The organism is Bradyrhizobium sp. USDA 4449 (genome assembly GCF_054056275.1).
On record NZ_JBSRYD010000001.1, the window covers coordinates 4,215,584 to 4,238,888 of the forward strand.

The window sequence follows — 23,305 nt, forward strand, 5'->3', positions numbered from 1 at the left end:
CGGCGGAAATCCGCTGATGGCGGCCGTCGCATCGGCGGATTCTTGCCGATGCCTTGGCCCTCGCGAGGCGATCCTCCTCGAAGATCTACCCTATTTCCAGCAGCTTTCCGTATTTCCGACGCGCCCCTCACGCTTGGCATGGCCGTTGCTGGAGCAGCGACGAAACCATCCGGTTTTCCAATAAATCAGCGGAGGAATGTCGTGAGTTCACAGGAAGCCTCGATTCAAACTGTCGGCGCACCCGTCACGGAGAGGCGCGCGAACACCGCCGACATGAAGCGCCGGCTGCGCGCGATCTTCGTCGGCTCGGTCGGCAATCTCGTCGAGTGGTACGATTTCTACGCTTATGCGGCGTTCTCGCTCTATTTTGCCAAGGCGTTTTTCCCTGACGGCGACGAGGTGGTGCAACAGCTCAATGCGGCGCTGCTGTTCGCGGCGGGCTTTCTGGTGCGCCCGCTCGGTGGCTGGCTGTTCGGCTATCTCGCTGATCGCCACGGCCGGCGCAATGCGCTGACACTGTCTGTCGTGATGATGTGCTTCGGCTCGCTGATCATCGCGGTGACGCCGACCTATGCCTCGATTGGCCTGGCCGCTCCCATCGTCCTCGGCCTTGCGCGAGTCCTGCAGGGGCTGAGCCTGGGCGGCGAGTACGGCACCAGCGCCACCTATCTCAGCGAGGTCGCCGACGAGAGGAATCGCGGCTTCTACTCCAGCTTCCAGTACGTGACGCTGATCGGCGGACAGCTCTGCGCCATCCTCGTGCTGCTTCTCCTGCAGAAGGTGTTTCTCTCGACCGACGAGATCCGCGCCTGGGGCTGGCGCGTGCCGTTTGCGTTCGGCGCCGTGCTCGCGGTCGTCGCTGCACTGATGCGCAGCAACCTTCACGAGACCGATGCCTTCAGGAGCAGCCAGGGTGCGACGAAGAGATCAGGCTCCATCCGCGCATTGCTGAACTATCCGCGCGAGCTGATGCTGGTGGTGGGCTTGACCATGGGCGGCACGGCGGCGTTCTACACCTACACCACCTATATGCAGAAATTTCTCCGTCTCTCGGTGAAGCTGACCGACGATCAGACCACCATGGTGACGGCGGGCAGCCTCGTCTTCGCGATGGTGCTGCAACCGGTCTATGGTGCGATATCCGACCGCATCGGGCGCAAATGGCTGCTGATCGGCTTCGGTGTGTCGGGCACGGTGTTCACCATCCCCCTGTTGACGTCACTGCAGGCCGCTCACGATGCATTTTCGGCGTTCCTGCTGATTGCCGCCGCCTGGATGATCGTATCGGGCTACACCGCGATCAATGCGGTGGTGAAGGCCGAGCTGTTTCCGACCAGCGTCCGCGCGACGGGGGTCGGGGTGCCCTATGCGCTGACGGTCTCGATCTTCGGCGGCACCGCCGAATCGATTGCGTTGTGGTTCAAGTCCGTTGGTCACGAAAGCTGGTTTTACTGGTACCTGACCGGCTGCATCGCAGTGTCGCTGCTGGTCTACCTGACGATGCGTGACACGAGGACGATGTCTGCGATGAACCGCCACGAATAGGTTTGTTCAGGCAAACGGCGCGGCCGAGATCGACCGCGCCGTCCTGAGTTTCCAGTACAGAGCGTCAGTACTCGTCTGGTGCGAACGCGCGACATCATCTGCGCGCCACCAATACCCCCACCAGGAACGCCACCATCAAAGATGGCAGCGGGGCCTCACGCACCATGCCGCGAACGATGTCGGACCAGTGCTGATCCGGAACGAGTCTCGGCGACCTGACTTCGGCGACCGGCTTGATACCCCACTCTGACGCGAGGTCGGCGATTTCGCTTGAGGCCAGGCGCACGCCGTCACGCACACGGAAGATCGCCGCATCCGCACGGTCGCGGGGCGCAAGCGGCATCACCGTCGCAATCGCTGTGCGCAACGTCATCTCGCCGTAGCCTTGCAGCCGTACCAATTCCTCGGGGTCGGAGGTCATGCGATTGTTTCCTCACAGCGCGAAGTGGCGCGCGATGGTGAAAACCATCGTCGCACACAGGACCAGCGTGGAAACCGCGCCGGCCACACCGCGTGCGAGATGGGCTCGCGTCAGGTGCCTGGTCATGATTCTGCTCCATGCTCACCATGGAAATGGCCGGGCTGGATGTTGGTTCCTTGAGCCGAGCCGAATCATCGAGGCCTGACTACTTCCGCAGCAATTCCCCCAGCGCCGCCGTCGCCTCCGCGCAGCGGATGTCGTCGATCTCCCGCGACAGGCTGAGCGCGCTGGATTTCAGCTCGTCGATCTTCCAGCTTTCCGGATGCTGCTTTTCGAGCTGGCTGAGACGCTTGTTCAAATCGTCCAATTTCGACTGAAGCTGCCCGATGCTGGCGGCCCCATTCACGTTCCAAACGCGCTGTGCACGCATTCTCATTCCCCTGATAGTCTCACGGCCTTGTGAGCAGGGTTCGTGGCGGCAATGGGCGTTTCTTTTGTCCAGTCTTAGATCGTCTGGAACCGTTGCAGATCGGCAACGAAAGCGGCGGGACGATGCGCACCGCGCGGCAGCTGCCTTGTCCTCCCTGGGAAATATTCCATTTTGCCGAAATTTGGAGGGGCGCGGCGGTGATGAGATCAGCCAAAAGCTCGGGCGAACGGCGCTCGGAGTGGTTCCGAATTCACAACGTCGTGTCTTTATTCGGAAACGATCATTTCCTAATATGTCGCAATGCAAAAAGCCGTCGCAAAATCCGAGCCATCGGTCCATCCGCCCGGCCGGCCCCGGGAGTTTGACATGGATACCGCGCTGGACGGTGCCATCAGGGTATTTTGCGAGCGCGGCTATCATGCGACCTCGATTGGAGACCTCACCGCGGCCATGCGCCTTGCGACGGGCAGCGTCTACAAGGCCTTTCGCGACAAGCATGCCGTTTTCCTGGCCGCGTTCGAGCGTTACGTCGCGGTGCGTGGGGAGCAAACCCGCAGGGCGGCCGCGCGCGGTGCGAACGGCCGCGACAAGGTGCGCCGTGTGCTCCTGTCCTATGTCGAGCACTCCCAGGGCAGCGAGGGACGCCGCGGCTGCATCGTGGTCGGCAGTGCGATCGAGCTGTCGGCGGTCGATCCGGTGATGCGTGCGCGCGTCACGGCGCAGCTCAAGACCAACGAGGCCTTCCTCGCCGGTCTGATTCGCGAAGGGCAGGCTGACGGCTCGATTGCCCACCATGTCGAAGCCGACGACACCGCGCGGCTGATGATCTGCGTGACGCAGGGCCTGCGCGTCGTCGGCAAGGCACGCGTGCCGCTCGACGGCGAACGCCTGGTCGGCGTCGCGATGAAGCTGCTTGCCTGAATTTTTGCCAAATTAGGAAATGAACGTTTCCTATATGAGGAAATCGGAGACGCTGCAATGACGATGAATGCCACGATCGACGCCACGCCCGGGAGGGATGCGGTGTCGCAGCGACTGACCTTCGTGCTCGCCGCGGCCTGTGGCATGGTCGCCGCCAACATCTACTACGCCCAGCCACTGATCGCCCCGATCAGTGCCGCGCTCGGCCTGTCGCATGCCGCCGCAGGCCTCATCGTGACGATGACGCAGATCGGCTATGGCACGGGCTTGCTCTTCATCGTGCCGCTCGGCGATCTGGTCGAGAACCGAACGTTGATCTGCACCGTCATTGCGCTCGGCGCGGCGGCACTCGTCGCGGCCGGGTTTGCGACCCATGCGTTGCCGTTCCTGATCGCGGCACTGTTCATCGGGCTCGGCTCGGTCGCGGTGCAGATCATCATCCCCTATGCCGCGCATCTCGCGCCGGAAGCCATTCGCGGCCGCGTCGTCGGCAACGTTTCGACCGGGTTGATGCTGGGCATCATGCTGGCGCGACCGGCCTCGAGCTTCGTCACCGCGGCGTTGTCGTGGCACGCGGTGTTCTTCTGCTCGGCGGCATTGATGGTCTCACTGATTGCTGTGCTTCGCCTCACGCTGCCGAAGCGCAAGCCGGTTGCGCGGATGCATTACGGCACGCTGCTGCTGTCGATGCCGCATCTGGTGCGCACCATGCCGCTGCTCAGGCGGCGCGCGCTCTACCAGGCCGGCCTGTTCGGCGCCTTCACCCTGTTCTGGACGGTGGTGCCGCTGCAACTCGCGAGCCAATTCGGCTTCGCCCAGAGCGGCATCGCGCTGTTCGCGCTGGCCGGCGTCTCCGGTGTGTTCGCGGCGCCGATCGCGGGACGGCTGGCCGATCGTGGTCATAGCCGCAGCGCCACGATTGCCGCGATGCTGTCCGTCGCGCTTGGCTTCCTGGTGACCCATATCGGCGCGGCCGGATCGATGCTCAACCTCGCCTGTCTCACTGTGGCTGCGATCGCGATCGATTTCGGCGTGCAGGGCAATGTCGTGCTCGGCTTCCGCGCCATCTTCGTGCTCGGGCACGAGCATCGCAGCCGCCTCAACGGGCTCTATATGGCGACGTTCTTCGCCGCCGGAGCGGCCGGATCCGCGCTCGGGACCTGGGCGTTCGCGCAAGGCGGCTGGACGCTGGCCTCGGCCATTGGCCTTGTGCTGCCGGTCGCCAGTCTGCTCTACGCGGCCACCGAATAGCGGTATGATTGTATTCCGAGGCCGTTTACCACGCCTTGGATCGGACGGTCCCGCGGGTGCAGTTTCCGCCTCGCAGATTCCCTGCAGCTGTAGTACTTTGGTCGCAAGCGGCCGGGTCAACGGCGGCAGGGGAGGCGCTATGAGGCGTGCGGGACTGGTTGACGTAGCGCGACTACGGCCATGGTCGTGGCAGGCATTTCTGCTCGGATTCGTTTTGGTCGCATCATCGGCTGCACTTCAGGGCATCTGCGTCGCCCTCGGCGTAAAGCTCTATTTCGCGGCGTTCGTGCCCAGCATTTTCGTCGTTGGCATCCTCGCCGGCGCACCGGCGGCGGCGTTCGCCGCGCTGATCACCGTTCCCCTGGTATGGTGGGCCTTCATGCCGCCCTTCTTCGAGATCACCCCGCTGAGCACCGCCGATGCGGATTCCATCAACCTGTTCTTCCTGCTCGCCGTGCTCGCGATCGGCCTCGCCGATCTCTGCCGCGCGAGCATGATGATCAATCGAGGCGGCGGGTTGAAGCCTTCGGGCGAGAGCGCGGCAACGAATTCGCAATGAACGGCGGCGCGCGAGCAGCGCGTTGCGCTTGCGCAACAGTCCGGCAACCATCCGCACAGCTGCATCGCGCCGCTAACTTTTCAAAAAAGATTTGGCCGCAATTTCTCCCGCGGGATTACGAGGGAGTTTTCGACATGAACGGACTCGCCATTTTCGAGAACGTGCGCCGCTATCGCGGCATCGCATCGCTCTATCGCCAGACCGCGGCGTTTCGGCCGGGCCAGCGCTGGTCGCTGTTGGAGCAGGCCGGTGAGTGGGAAGCTCGCGCGCTCTCGGAGCTGGAAGCCTATTTCGCGGCCCGCGCCGATCACGCGGCTCCGCTCGCTGCCTGAAGCATTGGGCCATACCCGTGGCGACTACGGAGTTACCCCGGCATCTGCGTGTGCTAGCGACTTGCCGGGATCTCCACGACGGCCGGGACGCGCGATGACCACCTTCAACCGCATTTTCACGACAGAACGCCTGCTCCAGATCATCGTCATCCTGGCGGCGACGATCGCGATGAAGCTGATGGGCTGAACGCTCGCCGAGCGCCATCGCTCGCCGAGAACGGGCACCTCGGACAGATGGTTCGAGCCTTCCGAGCCCGGGAAATCGAACATCGCGTGCGCCGGCGGCAGGCGCACCTTGTCGCTGCGGCGGATCAGATGCCATTGCCGCACGATCGGCAGTCCCGCGACGTCGAGCACGATGAGGCGGCCTTCGGCGAGAAAGGCGATGCCGAGCCCCGCGATCGCCGCCTGCTTGACGGTCTCGTTGCCGCGTGCCGCCGGTTGTGCCAAGGCATGTCACTTCCCCGGTGTGCTACGGGGATTGCCGCTGAGACAATCAACCCCTTTCAGGCCGCGGTAACCAACGCGCCCGAGACGAACTTTCGATTAACGGTCGCGCAATCCTAAGCGCCGCAACCTGCAGTCCAGGGGCGCCGAGAGAGCGTGGGGATGCGGATCGAAGACATTTGCGGGCATGACGCCCGCACGCGGCGTCAAGCGATGGTTTGAGCATGCACCGCTTGTTCGTCGAGCAGCTTCGCTGCGCCACCGATGAGTCCGGACAGGTTGATCTCGCCAAGCTGGGCGAGCTCGTCAGCGCGGCCTATGAGGCCAGCGATCGCGAGCGCCAGCGGGTTATCGAGGCAAGCGCCCACTCGCCCGATGAGGTCGAGCAGGATCTGCTGCGGACCCAGGAATTCCTCGATACCATCGTCGAGAACATTCCGATTGCCGTGTTCGCGAAATGCGCGAAGGATTCCCGCTACATCCTGCTCAACCGCGCCGGCGAGGACTATTACGGCCTGACGCGCGAGCAGATGCTGGGCCGGACGCCGGAGGAGATATTCCCGCCTGACGTCGCCCGCATGGTCAACGAGCAGGACCGCAGGGTTGTCGCCAGCGGCATGCCGATGTTCCTCGAGGAACATCTGATCGAGGTCGGCGTGAAGGGCCATGACCGCGTCATCAACTCGCGCAAGATGCTGATCACGGACGGCTCAGGCGATCCGCAATATCTCGTTGGCGTAATCGAGGACGTGACCGAGCGCGTCAACACCCAGGAGCGCATCAGTCACCTTGCGCAACATGACGCGCTGACCGACCTGCCGAACCGCAGCGCATTCAACGCGGCGCTCGCCGAGCGGCTGGAACGCGCGCAGAAGGCGTCGACCAGCTTTGCGGTGCTGAGCCTCGATCTCGACCGCTTCAAGGACGTCAACGATGTGTTCGGCCATCCCGTCGGCGATATGATGATGCGGGCAACCGCCGAGCGTCTTGCCGCGGAAGCCGACGGCGCCTTCGTCGCCCGCATCGGCGGCGATGAGTTCATGATCCTGATGCCCGACGACGCCAGGCGCGAAGACGTGCTGTCGCTGGCCGAGCGCCTGGTCGAGGCAATCGGCAAGGAACTCGAGGTCGACGACTATCTGCCCCATGTCGGCCTCAGCGTCGGCATCGCAGTTTATCCCGATGACGGCCCCGATGCCGCGACGCTGCTGGCGAACGCCGATTCGGCGCTGTATCGCGCCAAGCGCGAGGGGCGGGGCAGGGTCTGCTTCTTTGAAACCGAGATGGACCGGGAACTGCGCGACCGCCGGCTGCTGCAGCACGATCTGCGTCAGGCGATGGAGCAGAACGAACTCCTGATCTACTTCCAGCCACAGGCGCGGATGGACGGCGAGATCATCGGATTCGAGGTGCTGCTGCGCTGGAAGCATCCGACGCGCGGTTTCGTGCCGCCGGACCAGTTCATTCCGCTTGCCGAGGAGAACGGGCTGATCATCCAGATTGGCGAATGGGTCTTGCGCGAGGCGTGCCGGGAGGCAGCTTCCTGGCCGCGGCCGTTGCAGGTCGCCGTCAATCTGTCGCCGATCCAGTTCCAGGCTGGCGATCTCGAACGATCTATCCATCAAATCCTGCTAGAGACGGGGCTCGCGCCGACACGGCTCGAAGTCGAGATCACCGAGGGCGTGCTGATCGGCGATTTCGGCCGCGCCGTCAACCTGCTGCGGCGGCTGAAGGCGCTCGGCATCCGCATCGCGATGGACGATTTCGGCACAGGGTATTCATCGTTGTCTTATTTGCAGTCGTTCCCGTTCGACAAGATCAAGATCGATCGCAGCTTCATCCTGAACCTCGGGGCGACGCCGCAGTCGGCGGAGATCGTCCGTGCGGTCCTGAGCCTTGCACACGCCCTGCACATTCCGGTCGTTGCGGAGGGGGTGGAGACGGAGTTGCAGCGCGCCTTCCTGGCAGGTGAGACTTGTGAGGAGATGCAGGGCTATCTGATCGGCCGCCCCGAACCGATCGAACATTATTTCGATTTGATCGGCATCAACGTCGAACGTCGCCGTTACGCCTTGTGAGTTCCGATCGCGTGGCCCGATAGGAACCAACGCGCCTCTGCGCATTTCCTAAAAGTTAACGCAGGTTAAGCGCGGGCGCGCAAAAAATGTTTTGCACAACCGCCATCGGCGTGACGCAAATCAGGGTAATAAGACCTGCAATTGCGAGGGAGGGTCTCATGGAGAACGTACGTCGCTACCGCGCGCTGGCGTCCCTCTGTCGCCAGCAGGCGGCCTATCGGCCGCTCCAGAACTGGCAGCTGCTCGGTCAGGCCGAACATTTCGAACATCTCGCCGAGATCGCATTGAAGGCGCATTTCGACGCTTGCAATGCGCAACCCGAAGAGGACGCCACCGGCGACGCGGCATGGGAACATCCAGCTGCGGCCTGAGGGTGCTTTCGTCATTGCTCGGAAGAATTCCCCTGCGGCGGCCCGCCGCACGACCTTTGCCAAGAATTAATCGCGTGGACGGGACGTCGTAAGGTGACGATCTCCATGTTGGGTGCAAGGCGACTTACCCAACATGGAGATTTCGACATGACCCATCGCGAGAATTCCGACACCACCAGGACCCGTAGGATTCTGAAGCCGCGCCGGATTGCGCTGCTCGGCACCGTGGCCGCGCTTGGCGTGGCCGTGCTGGTTGCTTCTCCCGCGTCAACGCCGTTCGGCGTGACTTCCCTGATTTCGCCGGCGCAGGCAGCTGACAGCGCAGCGACGCCGCCGGGCTTCGCCGACCTCGTCAGCAAGGTCAAGCCGGCCGTCATCTCCGTGCGGGTGAAGATCGACCGCGACAACGACAAGAGCGCGATGCTGCAACAGAACCGGATGGATCAGGACGAGGATTCTCCGTTCGAGCAGTTCGGCTTCCGCTTCCCGGGCGGGATGAATGGCATGCCGCGCCAGCATCACCAGGTGATCACGGGCGAGGGCTCCGGGTTCTTCATCTCCGCAGACGGCTATGCCGTGACCAATAACCATGTCGTCGACCACGCCGAGTCGGTGCAGGTGACGACGGACGACGGCACGATTTACACCGCGAAGGTGGTCGGCACCGACCCGAAGACCGATCTCGCGTTGATCAAGGTGGAGGGCAAGACGAACTTCCCGTTCGTGAAATTCTCCGATCAGAAGCCGCGGATCGGCGACTGGGTGGTCGCTGTCGGCAATCCCTTCGGCCTCGGCGGCACCGTGACGGCCGGCATCGTCTCGGCCAGTGGCCGCGATATCGGCAACGGTCCTTACGACGACTTCATCCAGATCGATGCGCCGATCAACAAGGGCAATTCCGGCGGTCCGGCCTTCGACATGAACGGCAATGTGATCGGCGTGAACACTGCGATCTATTCGCCGTCGGGCGGCTCGGTCGGCATCGGTTTCGATATTCCGTCCGCGACTGCAAAGCTCGTCGTCGCCCAGCTGAAGGACAAGGGTGCGGTGACCCGCGGCTGGCTCGGCGTGCAGGTGCAGCCGGTGACCGCGGAGATCGCCGACAGCCTCGGCCTCAAGGCGGCGCGCGGTGCGATCGTCGACAACCCGCAGGATGGCAGCCCGGCGGCGAAGGCCGGCATCGAGGCGGGCGACGTCATCACCGCCGTCAACGGCACGGCGATCAAGGACTCGCGCGATCTCGCCCGCACCATCGCCGGGTTGGCGCCGGGCACATCGGTGAAGCTCGACGTCCTCCACAACGGCGACAGCAAGACCGTGACACTTGCGCTCGGCGAGCTGCCGAATGAACAACAGGCCAAAGCCGACGCGGGCAAAACGCAGCAGGCCCCCGGCACGCCGCGCCTCGGCCTCAGCCTGGCGCCGGCCGGCGAGGTTCAGGGTGCAGGCCAGAAGGGCGTCGTGGTCACCGAAGTCGACCCGCAGGGCCCGGCGGCACAGCATGGCATCCAGACCGGCGACGTCATTCTCAATGTCGGCGGCAAGGCGGTCGCCAATGTCGGCGACGTTCGCTCCGAACTGGCCCAGGCCAAATCGTCGGGCAAGCACAGCGTGCTGTTGCAGGTGAAGAACGCGGAGGCGACCCGCTTCGTCGCGGTGCCGCTCGCATAGCCTCGCGCTCTCGATGGCAAAGTCAAAAGGCGGCCTGTGGGCCGCCTTTTTCGTGCGCGCGCGAGATACCCACAGGGCACCGATAACATTCTCGTTAACGGCAGCAATGGTGACCGGTTCGCCCGAAAAAGCCGCGTTCGCAAGTCAGACTTCGGAATAGTGTGTTGTGCTTCGGCTGCAATGAAGCCGCCGAGGTGAATTGCAAGAGTGAAACGTCACGGCCGGCTGTTTTGTGGAACCGACCGGCGGTTCGCATTTGATCGGTGCCGACATGGATCGATTGAAGCTCTCGCTGAAGCTTGCGCTGATCGTAGCGCCGCTTGTGCTGTGGACCGGAAGCGCCTCGGGTCGCGATGACGGCCGCTTCACCGACTCGCCGCTCAAGCCCTGGTTCGACAGCCTGCGCAGCCATCTTGGTCCGTGCTGCTCCGATGCCGACGGCGTCGCTGTGGCCGACCCCGATTGGGAGTCCCACAATGGGCACTATCGAGTCCGTCTCGACGGGGAGTGGGTGGAGGTCCCCGATGAAGCCGTGATCACCGAGCCGAACCGCGCCGGTCGCACCATGGTGTGGCCGGTCAAGACTGTGTTCGGTGTTTCGATCCGCTGCTTCATGCCTGGCAGCATGATCTGACGCCGCGTCATCGCTTGCTGGATTTGCGCTTCGAGCTCTTCCTGGTCGTCTTTCTCTTGGTCGCCTTCTTGGACGTCTTCTTCTTGGACGTCTTCCGCTTCGACGCCTTCTTCGGGACCTTCTTGCCCTTCGCGCGCGCTTCGGACAAACCGATTGCGATCGCCTGCTTGCGGCTCTTCACGCGTCCGCCGCGACCGCCCGGTCCGCTCTTGGCGGTCCCCTTCTTGTAACGGCGCATTTCGCGCTCGACGTCGCTGCCGGCACTGCGTGAGTAGCGGCGCTTCTTTGCCTTGCGTGCCATCAACTCTCTCCCTTGGCCCAAGGAAAGAACCGTATTGCTGACGCAACGTTCCAACGGCGCGGGTCGCGCTTCAGAAGGAGTTCGCGAGTTCGATTTCCGCCTCCAGCACCTGGATGCGGCGCGCGGCTTCGGCAAAGGACAGAGCGCGATCGTACTGGGCTGGCTGATAGGCCTCTTCGCTGAGCCGTTTCAGCCGCAGCCCCTGGGCCCGGGTCATCTGATCCATGAGAAAAGCCTTGGCCTCATATTTACCGTGAACCTGCATGTCCGCTCTCCATCTCGAATTCGTGGCTTGACTATATGTTCTTATTTTGTTCTAACAAGCCATGGACAACCGGATTAATGAAATTCGACGCAAAATCAGGGCCTTGAGGCTTGAGATGGCCGATATCGAGGCGACCGTGCGCGATCTCGTCAATCGCGATCGAGACTGCACCGGACGGGTTCAGGCGCAGATGGATCTGCGCCGGAAAATCACTCTGCTGATCACCGAATGGAAAGCCGCAGGCGGCGGCGAGGTGTTGCCCGACAGCCGTGACCGGGTGCGCCTTCGTCCGCCGAAGAGCGAGAGCAAGGCGGCAAGCGTGGCTGCGCCGCGCTGAAGCAGACGATGCATGTGCTGGATGGAGGCTTGTGGTGGAGGAAGACTCGGACACCTACCGGATTCTGAAACTGCGCGCCGAGATCCTCGAATTGGGCTCCGCGATCCGGCAGTTGCAGCGCGAGGGCCTCGACGATGCTGCGGCCCAGATCCTGATCATGCGCAAGCGGGCCCGGCTTGACCACCTCGTGAAGACAGCCTCCGCCGGCGGCTGCCTTAACATCACTGACATCCGACGCAGCTAAAGCAGTCGCGCAACGCGACATGCTGGAGCTCGTCCATGCCGCATGCCGACATGACCGCCGCGCTGCAGGCGGTGCTCGATGAAGTCTGCGCGGACATTCCCCCGGGGGATACGACGTTGCGCGAGCGCGTCGCCGCGAGCTTGCGTGCAGCCGCGCGCGAGGATGATTGCTCGCTCGAGGATTTGAAACAGGTCGGCCGCCGCGCACTGACCCGCACGCCGACGATGTGGCGTTAAGGGACGTCCGGCCGGAAAGCCCCGCGTCACCGCGGGGCTCCTATTGCGGCGCTTACTTGCTCGTACCGTTCTGGGGCTTGGTCATGCTGCCGCCCTGGTCGCTGCCGGGGCCGGCGCCACCCTGGCCCGACGCGTCGGGAGCAACGTTCTTCTTCATGTTCGCTCCCGTCGTGGTCTGCGACATGGAGGAATGGTGCTTCTTGTGCGACTTGGCCTGCGCGGCGAACGGCGCGGCGGCGAGGCCGGTTGCCAGCATCACGGCAAGAGCGAGCTTGATCGTCTTCATGTGAAGGAACTCCCTGAGTTGAATTGACGCAGGCAGCCAACCGCTTTCGGTCGCAGGAGTTCCGAACAAAGTGTCAAGATTGCTTGTCCTCGCTGAGGATGAATACAATTCCCGTCAGCGCTGCGCCAATCGCAAACGTCGTCACCAGAGTCGCGGCAAAAACGAATGCCGCCGAACGCCCGCTCTGGTTCAGCAACTCGGCGACCGCAGGATTGGCCAGGATGAGCGCGAGCGTGAATGCAAGACCGAGTGCCGCGCCCATCATCGCGTGCGTCATCAACTTGATGATGCCGGTGGAAGAGATGAGGCTCGACGATTTTTTTGCGCGCATGGCTCTGCCGCTCGAACTGGCAGGCAAACGCGAGCGGCGATCGCGGGTTCCAGCCCCGTGAAAGAATTGTCACGACCCGCTTCATCCGGCGTTCATCCGGGCCTTGCGAAGATGGATCACCGTCAACACGGGAACATTTGATATGGGTAAAGTGGTCTTTCTCTATCGCTCGTTGGCGTACCGTAACGCGGCGGCCGACATGCTGCGCAAGGCGCGCAAGCTGCCGCGCGGTGCCGAGCGCAGCGCGGCCCGCCGTTATGCGACGGCCTTGCGCGATCTTGCGCAGACGGAAGCCTGGCTCGAGGGGCGCGTCGCCGACGAGCCGCGGCCGATGCCGCGATTGAAACTCGCTGCGTCGCGTTAACCGGAGGCGCGCTGAAGCTCCAGAGAGTCGCTGGCTTCGAACTTGTCCTGCGCTTCCGATGTTGCCGCGCTCTTGCGCGTCAACGGAACGTCGAGGCGGCACAACAGGCCCTCCGGACGCCAATCAAATTGCGCCTGTCCGCCGAGTTGGGATTCCACACTGGCCAGCAGGCTTCTCGTTCCGAAGCCACGCGCTTTCGGCGCTCTGACCCGGGGACCGCCGGTTTCTTCCCAAGTCAAGGTGAGGAGATCGTTCTCGGCCTGCCAGCCGATCGTGAGCCGTCCCGACCGTGTCGAGAGCGCGCCATACTTCGCCGAATTGGTGAAGAGCTCGTGCAGCGCCAGCGCCAGTGTCTGCGCCGTCGCCGGCAGCAATTGCACCTCCGGGCCCGCAAACTTGATCTGTCCGCCCACCGAGTAGGGTGCAAGCTCCTCCTCGATCAGCCTCGAGAGCTCGGCGCCCCGCCAGCTCGACAGCGACAGGATGGTGTGCACGCGCGCGAGCGCGTTGATGCGGCCCTCGACCGCGTTGACATAAGCCTTGACCTCGTCGGCGCGGGTCAGGCGCACGATCGACTGTGCGAGCGCGAGTGCGTTCTTGGCGCGATGATCGACCTCGCGCGCCAGCAGGTTCTGTCGCTCCTCGGCGCGCTTGCGTTCGGTGATGTCGACCGTGACGCCGCTCACCCGCACGACGCGGCCGTTGGGATCGACGGTTGCGGCCGCCGTGCCGACGCACCAGCGCACCTCGCCATCAGGCCGGCGGATACGAAACTCGCCTTCATAGGCGTGAGTGCCGGTGTTGAAGGCGGCAATGGCCCGGCTGAACTGGTCGGCGTCGTCGGGATGCAGCAGTGCCTGGACGCTGGCCGAGGTGACGTTGAAGGTCTCCGGCGTCACGCCGAAAATGCGGTACTGGCCCTCGTCCCACATCCAGTCGCCGTTGATCCAATCCCAATCCCAGGATCCCATCTTGCCGGCAGCGATCGCCATGCTGCGACGCTCTTCGCTCTCGCGCAGCTTTGCGGTGGAATTCTCGAGCTCAGCCGTGCGGGCGCGGACGCGATCCTCGAGATCCTGGTTCAGCCTTTCGAGCTCGCGCGTCTTGCGGTACAGCTCGGCAAACACCTTGACCTTGGCACGCAGCACCTCCGGTATGACAGGCACCGGCACGTAGTCGACCGCGCCCATCTCGTAGCCGCGCAAGCGGTCGATGTCGCTGACTTGAATCGCCGAGATGAAGATCATCGCAGTCTTCTGGAAGCGCGGATGCTCGCGGATCATCGCGGCGAGCTCGAAGCCATCGAGCTCGGGCATGCAGACGTCGACCAGGATCACCGCGATCTCGGTCTTGAGCAGCACCTCCAGCGCCTCGCGGCCTGACGAGGCGATCACGAGGTTCTCGCCGAGTTCCTTCAGGATCACCTCGTAAGCAAGCAGCTTGGCCGGCTGGTCGTCGACGAGGAGGATATTGACCTTTTCATGGTCCATTCGCGGATCCCACTCAGCGATGCAGCCACATGCGGATTGCAAGCAGCAATTGATCGGTATTGACGGGCTTTGCCAGATAATCCGAGGCGCCGGCCTCCAGGCATTTTTCGCGGTCGCCCTTCATCGCCTTCGCCGTCAGCGCGATGATCGGCAGGCGCAGGAACGCCGGGTTCTCCCGGATCACGCCGATGGTCTGATAGCCATCCATCTGCGGCATCATGATGTCCATGAGCACGATGGCGATTTCAGGGTTGGATTCGACCAGCGTCACCGCCTCGCGGCCGGTGGTCGCCGTCAGCACTTTCATGCCGCGGCGCTCCAGCACGCTCGATAGCGCGAAGATGTTGCGGGCATCGTCGTCGACGAGCAGTGCGGTCTTGCCGATCAGATCCTCGTCGGAACTATTCAGCTTCTCCAGCATGCGCTGCTTCTCGACCGGCAGCTCCGTGATCACGCGATGCAGGAACAACGCAGTCTCGTCGAGCAGGCGCTCGGGCGATTCCACGCCCTTGACCACGATGCTGCGCGCCATGGTGTGGAGTTCGGCATCCTCTTCCGCGGAGAGTTCACGGCCGGTGAACACCACCACGGGAACGTTCGACAGCGCATCGTCGCGACGGATCTGGTCCAGCACCTCGAAGCCGCTCATGTCGGGCAGCCTGAGATCGAGCACCACGCAATCGCAGGGCACCTCGCGCAGCGTCGAGAGTGCGCCGGCACCGGTGTCGGTGGTGACGATCTCGATGTCGTCGTGATGCAGCAGCTCCCGGATCGACAGCTGCTCGGCTGCGTTGTCCTCGACGATCAGGAGCCGCTTGCGCCTGGGACGCGCATATTCCTTGATTTGGGTCAGCGCCGCGGCAACGCCCTCGGTCGTCGTCGGCTTGTTGACGAAGGAGAACGCGCCGCGGGCCAGCGCATGCTGGCGATCCTCGTCGAGGGTAATGATCTGCACGGGAATGTGGCGCGTCAGCGGGTTGTGCTTGAGCTGGCTCAACACCGTCCAGCCGAGCATGTCGGGCAGGAACACGTCCAGTGAAACGGCGCTCGGCTGGTATTGCTTGGCAAGCTCGAGCGCTTCGGCGCCGCGCGCGGCCACGAGCACCTTGAATCCCTTGTCGCGTGCAAGATCCACCAGGATGCGGGCATAGTGCGGATCGTCCTCGACGATCAGGAGGATGCTGTCGCCGGGTTCGAGATTGAGCCGGTCGTCGGGTAGCTGCTCGATGACGCGTTCGGGCGCAGCGGCGATCGGCTGAAGCGCCGGCGTCTGATTGTATTGCTGCGGCGCCGGCGTCGCGCGGGGCGCCAATGTCGGGCCCGAATATTTCAGCGGCAGATACAGCGTGAAGGTCGAGCCTATGCCCGGGGAGCTGCGCAGATGGATCTCGCCCCCGAGCAGGCTCGCGAGCTCGCGGCTGATGGCAAGGCCGAGACCGGTGCCGCCGTATTTGCGGCTGGTGCCGGCATCCGCCTGCTGGAACGCCTCGAAGATCAGCTTTTGTTTCTCGGGCGGAATGCCGATCCCGGTATCGGAGACCTCGAAGGCGATGACGGCCGGCGCAGAGTTCAGCACCGGATGATCCGTGCTCCAGCCGCCGAGCGCGCCGGCGACCTTCAGCCGTACCTCGCCTTCGGCGGTGAACTTGAAGGCGTTGGAGAGCAGGTTCTTCAACACCTGCTGCAAGCGCTTGGAGTCGGTGACGATGCTGCGCGCGAGGTTCGGATCGACGTCGATCTTGAACGAGAGATTGCGGTTCTCCGCCTCGTGGCGGAACGGCCGCCCGACCGTCTCGAGCAGGTTCGTCGTGAGGATTTCCTCGGCGTCAACAGTCACCGTGCCGGATTCGATCTTGGAGAGATCGAGAATGTCGCTGATGAGGTTGAGGAGATCGGTGCCGGCGCCGTGGATGGTGCGGGCGAACTCGACCTGCTTGGCGGAGAGGTTGCCGTCCGGATTGTCGGTGAGCTGCTGGCCGAGGATCAGGATCGAATTCAGCGGCGTGCGCAGCTCGTGGCTCATATTGGCCAGGAATTCCGACTTGTACTTCGAGGTCAGGGCGAGCTCGGTCGCCTTTTCCTCGAGCGCGCGGCGGGCCTGCTCGATTTCCTGATTCTTGCGCTCGACCTCGACGTTACGCTCGGCGAGCTGCTGGGCCTTCTGCTCGAGCTGGTCGTTGGTCTGCTGCAATTCGCGCTGCTGCGTCTGCAGCTCGCCGGCGAGCTGCTGCGACTGCTTGAGCAGGCCTTCGGTCTGCATGGTCGCTTCGATCGAATTGAGCACGATGCCGATGGAGTCCGTCAGCTGCTCCAGGAACGTCATCTGCGAGGTCGTGAACGTGGTGAGCGAGGCGAGCTCGATCACCGCCTTGACCTGGCCCTCGAACAGCACAGGCAGCACCACGAGGTTCTTCGGTGCGACGCGGATCAGCGCCGAATTGATCGGCACCACGTCGGCGGGAATGTCGGCGACCACGCGGGGACGCCGGTCGAGCGCGCACTGGCCGATCAGGCCGTCGCCGAACGGCAACACGCGTGGATAGGGATAAACGCCGTCGCCGGCATACGAGGCGAGCAGCAGCAACTGCGGATTGTCCTCGCTCTCGACCTGGTAGATCACGCCGGTATGTGCGTTCACCAATGGCGACAGCTCGGTCAGCAGCAATCGGCCGACGGTGGTCAGATCGCGTTGGCCCTGCAGCATGTTGGTGAATTTTGCGAGGTTGGTCTTCAGCCAATCCTGCTCGGTGTTCAGCTCCGTCGTCAGACGGAGGTTCGTGATCATCGTGTTGATGTTGTCTTTCAGCTCGGCGACTTCGCCGCGGGCGTCGACCTGAATCGACCGCGTCAGGTCGCCCTTGGTCACGGCGGTCGCCACTTCCGCGATCGCGCGCACCTGCGAGGTGAGGTTGGCTGCCAGCAGGTTGACGTTGCCGGTGAGATCTTTCCAGGTACCGGCCGCGCCGGGCACGTCGGCCTGACCGCCCAATCGACCTTCGACGCCGACCTCGCGCGCCACCGAGCTCACCTGATCGGCGAAGGTCGCGAGCGTCTCGGTCATGTTGTTGATGGTGTCGGCGAGCGCCGCGACTTCGCCCTTCGACTTCACCGTGAGGTTCTGCTTGAGGTCGCCATTGGCGACCGCGGTCACCACCTTGACGATGCCGCGGACCTGCTCGGTCAGGTTCGCCGCCATGAAGTTGACGGTATCAGTGAGATCCTTCCAGGTGCCGGCCACTCCGGGCACCTGCGCCTGGCCCCCGAGCTCGCCTTCGGTGCCGACTTCGCGCGCCACGCGGGTGACTTCACCGGCAAAGGCGTTGAGCTGGTCCACCATGGTGTTGATGGTGTTTTTCAGCTCGAGGATTTCGCCCTTCACGTCCACGGTAATCTTGCGCGACAAGTCCCCGCGCGCCACGGCGGTGGTGACTTCGGCGATATTGCGGACCTGCGTGGTGAGGTTTGCGGCGAGCAGATTGACGTTGTCGGTGAGGTCCTTCCAGGTGCCGCCGACGCCGGGCACGACGGCCTGACCGCCCAGCCGGCCCTCGGTGCCGACCTCGCGCGCGACGCGCGTCACTTCGGCGGCGAAGGAGCGGAGCTGCTCCACCATGGTGTTGAGGGTGTCCTTGAGCAGCAGGATTTCGCCGCGCACGTCCACCGTGATCTTCTTGGACAAATCGCCGCCGGCGATCGCGGTCGCGACCTCGGCGATGTTGCGGACCTGGGCCGTCAGGTTCGAGGCCATGAAGTTGACGTTGTCGGTGAGGTCCTTCCAGGTGCCGGCAACCCCCGGCACTTCGGCCTGGCCGCCGAGCTTGCCTTCGGTGCCGACCTCGCGTGCGACGCGCGTGACTTCGCCGGCAAAGCCATTGAGCTGGTCCACCATGGTGTTGATGGTGTTTTTCAGCTCGAGGATTTCGCCCTTCACGTCCACGGTGATCTTGCGCGACAAGTCGCCGCGCGCCACGGCCGTCGTCACCTCGGCGATGTTGCGGACCTGCGCGGTGAGGTTGCCGGCCATCGAATTCACGGAGTCCGTCAGATCCTTCCAGGTGCCGGCGACGCCGGGCACGTTGGCTTGGCCTCCCAAACGTCCCTCGGTGCCGACCTCGCGCGCGACGCGCGTCACCTCGCCGGCGAAGCGGTTGAGCTGGTCGACCATGGTGTTGAGGGTGTCCTTCAGCTGAAGGATCTCGCCGCGAACGTCCACCGTGATCTTGCGCGAGAGGTCGCCGCCGGCGATCGCGGTCGCGACCTCGGCGATGTTGCGGACCTGGGCCGTGAGGTTACCCGCCATCGAGTTCACGTTGTCGGTGAGATCCTTCCAGGTGCCGGCGACGCCCGTCACCTGGGCCTGACCGCCGAGCTTGCCTTCGGTGCCGACCTCGCGCGCGACGCGCGTGACTTCGCCGGCGAAAGCGTTGAGCTGGTCCACCATGGTGTTGAGCGTTTCCTTCAGCTGAAGGATCTCGCCCGATACGTTCACCGTGATCTTCTTGGACAGATCGCCCTTGGCGACGGCAGTGGCGACCTCGGCGATGTTGCGGACCTGACCGGTGAGGTTCGAGGCCATCGAGTTGACGGAGTCGGTCAGATCCTTCCAGGTGCCGGCGACGCCGCGCACCTGGGCCTGACCACCGAGCTTGCCTTCGGTGCCGACCTCGCGCGCGACGCGCGTGACTTCGCCGGCGAAGGCGTTGAGCTGGTCCACCATTGTGTTGATCGTGTCTTTCAGCTCCAGAATTTCGCCGCGCACGTCCACGGTGATCTTCTTGGACAAATCGCCGCCGGCGACGGCTGTCGTCACCTCGGCGATGTTGCGAACCTGTGCGGTCAGGTTCGACGCCATCGAGTTCACGCTTTCCGTGAGGTCCTTCCAGGTGCCGGCAACGCCGAGCACGTTGGCCTGGCCACCCAATCGTCCCTCGGTGCCGACCTCGCGGGCGACACGCGTGACTTCGCCGGCAAACGCATTGAGCTGGTCCACGCAGGTGTTGAGCGTCTCCTTCAGCTGAAGGATCTCGCCCGACACGTTCACGGTGATCTTCTTCGACAAGTCGCCGCCCGCGATCGCGGTGGCGACGTCGGCGATGTTGCGGACCTGCGCGGTCAGGTTCGACGCCATGAAGTTGACATTGTCGGTGAGGTCCTTCCAGGTGCCGGCGACGCCCGGCACCTGCGCCTGGCCGCCGAGCTTGCCTTCGGTGCCGACCTCGCGAGCCACGCGCGTCACTTCGGAGGCGAAGGAGTTGAGCTGGTCCACCATGGTGTTGATGGTGTCCTTCAGCTCGAGGATTTCGCCGCGCACGTCGACCGTGATCTTGCGGGACAAGTCGCCGCGCGCCACGGCGGTGGTCACGTTGGCGATGTTACGGACCTGTGCGGTCAAGTTACCGCACATCGCGTTGACGGAGTCGGTGAGGTCTTTCCAGGTGCCGGCGACACCTGGCACGATGGCTTGACCGCCGAGCTTGCCGTCGGTGCCGACTTCGCGCGCGACGCGCGTCACTTCGGAAGCGAAGGAGCGCAACTGGTCCACCATGGTGTTGATGGCTTCCTTGAGCTGAAGGATCTCGCCGCGCACGTCGACCGTGATCTTCTTGGACAAGTCGCCGTTGGCGACCGCGATCGTCACCTCGGCGATGTTGCGAACCTGGTTGGTCAGGTTGTTCGCCATCGAGTTGACGCTCTCGGTCAAGTCCTTCCAGACGCCGGTCACCTCAGGCACCTGGGCCTGACCGCCGAGCTTGCCCTCGGTGCCGACCTCGCGCGCGACGCGCGTCACCTCGGAGGTGAACACGCCGAGCTGCTTGATCATCGTGTTGACGATGGTTGCCGATTGCAGGAATTCACCGCGCAGCGGGCGGCCCTCGACGTCGAGCTTGACGGTCTGGATCAGGTCGCCCTGCGCCACGGCCGCGACCGCGCGGGTCACCTCGCGGGTTGGCCACAACAGATCGTCGATCAGCGTGTTGACGGAGCCTTCCATGTCGGCCCAGGAGCCGCTGGCGAGCCCGAACTTCACGCGCTGCCGGGTCTTGCCTTCGCGTCCGACCACCTGGCCGACCAGCTCGAGCTGCTGCGCCATGCGCTGGTTGGCCGCGATGATGTCGTTGAGAGTGTCGGCAATCTTGCCGTCGATGCCGAGATAATCGCCGCTCATGCGCACCGAAAAATCGCCGCTGCGCATCGCCTGAAGCGCGAGCAGCAGTTCGGCCCGGGAATCCGGCTCCGAGGTGCCATTGGGTTTGGCTTTTGGGACGCGACGACCGGAGCGTGATGCTGTTCCGGAATCGAGGTCGCTCATTCTCATTCCCCCGCAGGCGCCGGCCGAATCCAATGGCGTGACGCGACTGTTCAAATAGAGCGTCAGCCAAATTCGAAATCAAGCGCCACGGTTGCGACGCGAGGAATTGGAACTCGCCGTGCTCAGCCCGGCTAAAGTAACCGTGAGGGTTGCCGAGAGTTCCAATGGATTATGTAAAAATTCTCTCCCCTTAGCACCGGTTAAGATTGTTCCAATTCCGAAACTCCGGCGCTACTCGCCCAGGAACGCCCGCACGGGCCGCGAGGTTAGCTCGCAAAGACAGGGAGAGCTCAATGAAAGCCGGACTGGCCGTTCTCATCGCCGTACTGTTCGCCACCGGGGCGGCGCTCGCCCAGACCGGGGCGCCAAGCGGGCGCGGGGCCGTGACGGGCGATCCCGCGGCCAGTTCCGCCACCCCGCCAGCTGGCTCGCCAACCACGGGGACTGCCGCCCGGTCGAACCCCAGCGGTAGCGGCACGTCGACCTCCGGCGGTAAGGATGCAAATGGCGACGCCGGCCGGGACAGAATGCCCGACAGCGATCGCAACGTGCGGCCGACGAACCAGCAGCCTCATCCTGAGGACAACAAGTAAGGCCGCTATTTGTCGGCCATAGTGCGCTCCGCATCCTTCAGTTGGGAGCGGAGCGTCGGGAGCTGGTCGCGCGCGAAGGCTGCAAGGGCTGAATTGTCGGCGACCTTCAAATAGCGTTCGAGCAGGCTGATGACGGATTCATACTCGGGGATCTGCGCCGCATAGAAACTTCGGACGTAAGCCGGTCCCTCCGTGTCATCGGGCTTGGCGATGCCGACGCCGGCTGCTTTTGTCTTGCTGACGCACGGTTCGGTCCCGATGGCGTCCTGAATCTGCTTCAATGCCTTGTCGCGCTTGAGCGCTTTATCGGCGCGGAGCGCGGCGAGGTTCTTGACCTCGGCATTGCCTTTGAGATCGGTGCTCTCCAGCAGGCCTTGCTGGAAGCGGCTGAACGCGTACAGGCCGCTGATGACGTCGGTTGCATCCGGCGCGCGATCGCCGCGGACTTGCTCGCCGGTGCTGTCGGCAAACGCCGCGGTGCTGATGAGGGCCAGGACAACGGCGATAAATATCCGCATGCGGACCAATGACCGCTGGTGCGCGAAGTTCCAGCGGACGTTACGATCCCGTAACGGCGGTTGCAGGGCAGGGGTTCAGTACCCACGTGTCATCCATGAAACAGTCTGACATCTTCAGGGATAATGCCGAGAACTGCCTGCAACTGGCCGAGTGCTCGGAAGGGAAACCCGCCTATCGGCGCTATTTGCGCATGGCGGACGCCTGGACGGCTTTGGCCAAGGAGCAGGATTGGCTTGATGGCGAAGTCCCGCCCCTTAAGGTTGGAATCCTGGAAAGCCGGAGCGCCTGACCACTCTCTTTTTCGTGAATCTGCGTGTGAGGCCGCTCACGGAATGGGCGGCGCCGATCTACGATCATCCGGGAACGGTCGATCGCCTGATTTTTGTTTCCAGAAGGAGGTTTTCGCGATGACTCCACGTCTGGCACTTCTTTCATTCATCTTGGCCTTCGGTGTCTCGGTCGCGTTTGCGGCGGTGACGACGGTTCGCCAGGTGCATCACGAAAATGCATCCGTTGCGGTGCATTCGGCGCATAGTTAGCGCCCCCCTCTCTCGCGCTTCCCTCGGAACATTCGACGGGTCGAAGCGTAGGCGCTTCGACTATCGGAAGAAGCGAGAGGACATCATGGCACATTCCGACCAAGGCATCATCAAGGACAACCGCGCGGAGGAGCAGCCGCGCGACAAGCGGCGCGCGCAGACCGTGCACAAGACCGACCAAAAGGGATCGCCGTCGCGTGAGGCGACGCGCGATCCCAAGCTCAACGACGACACCAAGACGCCGGGCTCCGGCATGACATCGGACGATTCCGGAGCGGCGCCGAGCGGCTAATCAGGCGAGGAACCATTCCTCTGACGAGGAGTCGACAGATTGCTTCCGGTGACATGCCCCCGGTGCTCCGGAAGCAATTTCCAAGAGCGGCCCTGGCACGCCCCGTGCCGGGGCCGTTTGCCGTTCGCGGGATCAATCCTCGGAATCGCCGTTGCTTTGCACATGCCCGTCGGGCCCCCGGCCGAAGACGCCGAAATCGCTCGACTTGACGCCAGCGACGGCGTCGATGCCGGCCGCGGCCAGCCCAAGCTTGAGCAGTTCGCGGACTGCTGCCGCTCGCGTCGGCATGCGGTGCTTGAATCGGAAATCGTCGATGGCGGCCAGTTCTTCCGGTGCCAGCATGACCTGAAGGCGCTCGGCGCGAAGGTCGTTCATGGTCAATCACACAAATTGAGCCGATTGAGTAGCCTACTCAACGGACGAACTTGATGCGAGTTCCGCAAAACTCCGAAAGTTCGCCAGCTGAGTAACAATCTAAAGTAAATCAATGGGTTATTATTGAAACCAGTTGTGCCGTGGCGCATTCTCTAGGAAAGGG

27 protein-coding genes and 1 pseudogene are annotated in these 23,305 nt (G+C 63.6%); 17 read left to right on the forward strand and 11 right to left on the reverse strand.

Features of this window, described 5'->3' with window-relative positions; all coding sequences use genetic code 11:
• Window positions 1-273: 273 nt before the first annotated feature.
• A complete protein-coding gene (locus tag ACVIIW_RS19620; RefSeq protein ID WP_456705200.1) occupies window positions 274-1,545 on the forward strand; it encodes an MFS transporter in 1,272 nt (423 codons plus the stop codon).
• 94 nt (window positions 1,546-1,639) lie between these two features.
• Here ACVIIW_RS19620 and ACVIIW_RS19625 read toward each other — a convergent pair whose 3' ends face one another.
• Both ACVIIW_RS19625 and ACVIIW_RS19630 read right to left on the reverse strand, forming a co-directional pair.
• Window positions 1,640-1,966 carry a hypothetical protein gene (locus tag ACVIIW_RS19625; protein WP_456702229.1) on the reverse strand — a complete coding sequence of 109 codons (327 nt, stop codon included), beginning with the start codon at window positions 1,964-1,966 and terminating at the stop codon, window positions 1,640-1,642.
• Window positions 1,967-2,171: 205 nt separating this feature from the next.
• On the reverse strand, window positions 2,172-2,396 hold the full coding sequence (locus ACVIIW_RS19630) for a hypothetical protein (RefSeq protein ID WP_456702230.1): 225 nt from the start codon (window positions 2,394-2,396) through the stop codon (window positions 2,172-2,174).
• 366 nt (window positions 2,397-2,762) lie between these two features.
• Between ACVIIW_RS19630 and ACVIIW_RS19635 the strand changes: the two genes are divergently transcribed.
• The 4 genes from ACVIIW_RS19635 (at window position 2,763) to ACVIIW_RS19650 (ending at window position 5,459) form a co-directional block, all read left to right on the forward strand.
• Window positions 2,763-3,317, forward strand: coding sequence for a TetR/AcrR family transcriptional regulator (locus ACVIIW_RS19635; protein WP_456702231.1), 555 nt, complete (start codon window positions 2,763-2,765; stop codon window positions 3,315-3,317).
• 57 nt (window positions 3,318-3,374) lie between these two features.
• Window positions 3,375-4,568: an MFS transporter gene (locus ACVIIW_RS19640; RefSeq protein ID WP_456702232.1), complete on the forward strand. Its 1,194-nt coding sequence runs from the start codon at window positions 3,375-3,377 to the stop codon at window positions 4,566-4,568.
• A 214-nt stretch (window positions 4,569-4,782) separates the two neighbouring features.
• On the forward strand, window positions 4,783-5,127 hold the full coding sequence (locus ACVIIW_RS19645) for a DUF4118 domain-containing protein (RefSeq protein WP_456702233.1): 345 nt from the start codon (window positions 4,783-4,785) through the stop codon (window positions 5,125-5,127).
• A gap of 134 nt (window positions 5,128-5,261) precedes the next feature.
• The gene (locus ACVIIW_RS19650; protein ID WP_456702234.1) at window positions 5,262-5,459 is read left to right on the forward strand and encodes a hypothetical protein; all 198 of its coding nucleotides are present in this window, start codon (window positions 5,262-5,264) and stop codon (window positions 5,457-5,459) included.
• A gap of 204 nt (window positions 5,460-5,663) precedes the next feature.
• Here the strand turns inward: ACVIIW_RS19650 and ACVIIW_RS19655 are convergent.
• Window positions 5,664-5,885 (reverse strand): annotated as a pseudogene (locus ACVIIW_RS19655) (LysR family transcriptional regulator); the annotation flags it as partial.
• A 245-nt stretch (window positions 5,886-6,130) separates the two neighbouring features.
• Between ACVIIW_RS19655 and ACVIIW_RS19660 the strand changes: the two are divergent.
• The 4 genes from ACVIIW_RS19660 to ACVIIW_RS19675 all read left to right on the forward strand — a co-directional run bounded on the left by ACVIIW_RS19660 (window position 6,131) and on the right by ACVIIW_RS19675 (window position 10,660).
• On the forward strand, window positions 6,131-7,984 hold the full coding sequence (locus ACVIIW_RS19660) for a putative bifunctional diguanylate cyclase/phosphodiesterase (RefSeq protein WP_456702235.1): 1,854 nt from the start codon (window positions 6,131-6,133) through the stop codon (window positions 7,982-7,984).
• A gap of 158 nt (window positions 7,985-8,142) precedes the next feature.
• The gene (locus ACVIIW_RS19665) at window positions 8,143-8,355 is read left to right on the forward strand and encodes a hypothetical protein (protein WP_456702236.1); all 213 of its coding nucleotides are present in this window, start codon (window positions 8,143-8,145) and stop codon (window positions 8,353-8,355) included.
• 147 nt (window positions 8,356-8,502) lie between these two features.
• Window positions 8,503-10,026 carry a Do family serine endopeptidase gene (locus tag ACVIIW_RS19670; protein ID WP_456702237.1) on the forward strand — a complete coding sequence of 508 codons (1,524 nt, stop codon included), beginning with the start codon at window positions 8,503-8,505 and terminating at the stop codon, window positions 10,024-10,026.
• A 271-nt stretch (window positions 10,027-10,297) separates the two neighbouring features.
• Entirely contained in the window at window positions 10,298-10,660 is a 363-nt protein-coding gene (locus ACVIIW_RS19675) for a hypothetical protein (protein ID WP_456702238.1), read from the forward strand.
• Between the two features lie 7 nt (window positions 10,661-10,667).
• Here the strand turns inward: ACVIIW_RS19675 and ACVIIW_RS19680 are convergent, their stop codons facing one another.
• Both ACVIIW_RS19680 and ACVIIW_RS19685 read right to left on the reverse strand, forming a co-directional pair.
• Window positions 10,668-10,961: a DUF6496 domain-containing protein gene (locus ACVIIW_RS19680; RefSeq protein WP_456702239.1), complete on the reverse strand. Its 294-nt coding sequence runs from the start codon at window positions 10,959-10,961 to the stop codon at window positions 10,668-10,670.
• Between the two features lie 70 nt (window positions 10,962-11,031).
• Complete coding sequence (locus tag ACVIIW_RS19685; protein ID WP_456702240.1) at window positions 11,032-11,226, reverse strand: DUF3072 domain-containing protein; 195 nt, start codon at window positions 11,224-11,226, stop codon at window positions 11,032-11,034.
• A 115-nt stretch (window positions 11,227-11,341) separates the two neighbouring features.
• Here ACVIIW_RS19685 and ACVIIW_RS19690 point away from each other — a divergent pair, with 115 nt between their 5' ends.
• Genes ACVIIW_RS19690 through ACVIIW_RS19700 form a run of 3 tightly spaced genes read left to right on the forward strand, consistent with a single transcriptional unit; the run spans window position 11,342 to window position 12,043 of the window.
• Complete coding sequence (locus tag ACVIIW_RS19690) at window positions 11,342-11,563, forward strand: hypothetical protein (protein ID WP_456702241.1); 222 nt, start codon at window positions 11,342-11,344, stop codon at window positions 11,561-11,563.
• Between the two features lie 34 nt (window positions 11,564-11,597).
• Complete coding sequence (locus tag ACVIIW_RS19695) at window positions 11,598-11,807, forward strand: hypothetical protein (RefSeq protein WP_456702242.1); 210 nt, start codon at window positions 11,598-11,600, stop codon at window positions 11,805-11,807.
• A 35-nt stretch (window positions 11,808-11,842) separates the two neighbouring features.
• Entirely contained in the window at window positions 11,843-12,043 is a 201-nt protein-coding gene (locus ACVIIW_RS19700; RefSeq protein ID WP_456702243.1) for a hypothetical protein, read from the forward strand.
• A gap of 52 nt (window positions 12,044-12,095) precedes the next feature.
• On the opposite strand, the gene ACVIIW_RS19705 is transcribed toward ACVIIW_RS19700, so the two are convergent.
• Complete coding sequence (locus tag ACVIIW_RS19705) at window positions 12,096-12,329, reverse strand: hypothetical protein (RefSeq protein ID WP_456702244.1); 234 nt, start codon at window positions 12,327-12,329, stop codon at window positions 12,096-12,098.
• A 73-nt stretch (window positions 12,330-12,402) separates the two neighbouring features.
• Entirely contained in the window at window positions 12,403-12,660 is a 258-nt protein-coding gene (locus tag ACVIIW_RS19710; RefSeq protein WP_456702245.1) for a hypothetical protein, read from the reverse strand.
• Window positions 12,661-12,802: 142 nt separating this feature from the next.
• Between ACVIIW_RS19710 and ACVIIW_RS19715 the strand changes: the two genes are divergently transcribed.
• Window positions 12,803-13,024 carry a hypothetical protein gene (locus tag ACVIIW_RS19715; RefSeq protein WP_456702246.1) on the forward strand — a complete coding sequence of 74 codons (222 nt, stop codon included), beginning with the start codon at window positions 12,803-12,805 and terminating at the stop codon, window positions 13,022-13,024.
• Here ACVIIW_RS19715 and ACVIIW_RS19720 read toward each other — a convergent pair.
• The gene (locus ACVIIW_RS19720; RefSeq protein ID WP_456702247.1) at window positions 13,021-14,514 is read right to left on the reverse strand and encodes an HWE histidine kinase domain-containing protein; all 1,494 of its coding nucleotides are present in this window, start codon (window positions 14,512-14,514) and stop codon (window positions 13,021-13,023) included. The genes ACVIIW_RS19715 and ACVIIW_RS19720 overlap by 4 nt on opposite strands.
• A gap of 13 nt (window positions 14,515-14,527) precedes the next feature.
• Complete coding sequence (locus ACVIIW_RS19725; protein WP_456702248.1) at window positions 14,528-20,824, reverse strand: HAMP domain-containing protein; 6,297 nt, start codon at window positions 20,822-20,824, stop codon at window positions 14,528-14,530.
• Window positions 20,825-21,117: 293 nt separating this feature from the next.
• On the opposite strand from ACVIIW_RS19725, the gene ACVIIW_RS19730 reads away from it, so the two are divergent.
• A complete protein-coding gene (locus ACVIIW_RS19730) occupies window positions 21,118-21,417 on the forward strand; it encodes a hypothetical protein (RefSeq protein ID WP_456702249.1) in 300 nt (99 codons plus the stop codon).
• A gap of 5 nt (window positions 21,418-21,422) precedes the next feature.
• Here ACVIIW_RS19730 and ACVIIW_RS19735 read toward each other — a convergent pair whose 3' ends face one another.
• Complete coding sequence (locus ACVIIW_RS19735) at window positions 21,423-21,935, reverse strand: DUF4142 domain-containing protein (RefSeq protein ID WP_456702250.1); 513 nt, start codon at window positions 21,933-21,935, stop codon at window positions 21,423-21,425.
• A gap of 95 nt (window positions 21,936-22,030) precedes the next feature.
• Here ACVIIW_RS19735 and ACVIIW_RS19740 point away from each other — a divergent pair, with 95 nt between their 5' ends.
• From ACVIIW_RS19740 to ACVIIW_RS19750, 3 genes are all read left to right on the forward strand, one after another.
• Entirely contained in the window at window positions 22,031-22,225 is a 195-nt protein-coding gene (locus ACVIIW_RS19740; protein WP_456702251.1) for a hypothetical protein, read from the forward strand.
• Between the two features lie 118 nt (window positions 22,226-22,343).
• Window positions 22,344-22,475 (forward strand): hypothetical protein, encoded by a 132-nt coding sequence (locus ACVIIW_RS19745; protein ID WP_456702252.1) that lies wholly within the window; start codon window positions 22,344-22,346, stop codon window positions 22,473-22,475.
• Between the two features lie 85 nt (window positions 22,476-22,560).
• Complete coding sequence (locus ACVIIW_RS19750) at window positions 22,561-22,767, forward strand: hypothetical protein (protein WP_456702253.1); 207 nt, start codon at window positions 22,561-22,563, stop codon at window positions 22,765-22,767.
• Window positions 22,768-22,899: 132 nt separating this feature from the next.
• Here ACVIIW_RS19750 and ACVIIW_RS19755 read toward each other — a convergent pair whose 3' ends face one another.
• Window positions 22,900-23,142 (reverse strand): hypothetical protein, encoded by a 243-nt coding sequence (locus tag ACVIIW_RS19755; RefSeq protein WP_456702254.1) that lies wholly within the window; start codon window positions 23,140-23,142, stop codon window positions 22,900-22,902.
• Window positions 23,143-23,305 lie beyond the last annotated feature (163 nt).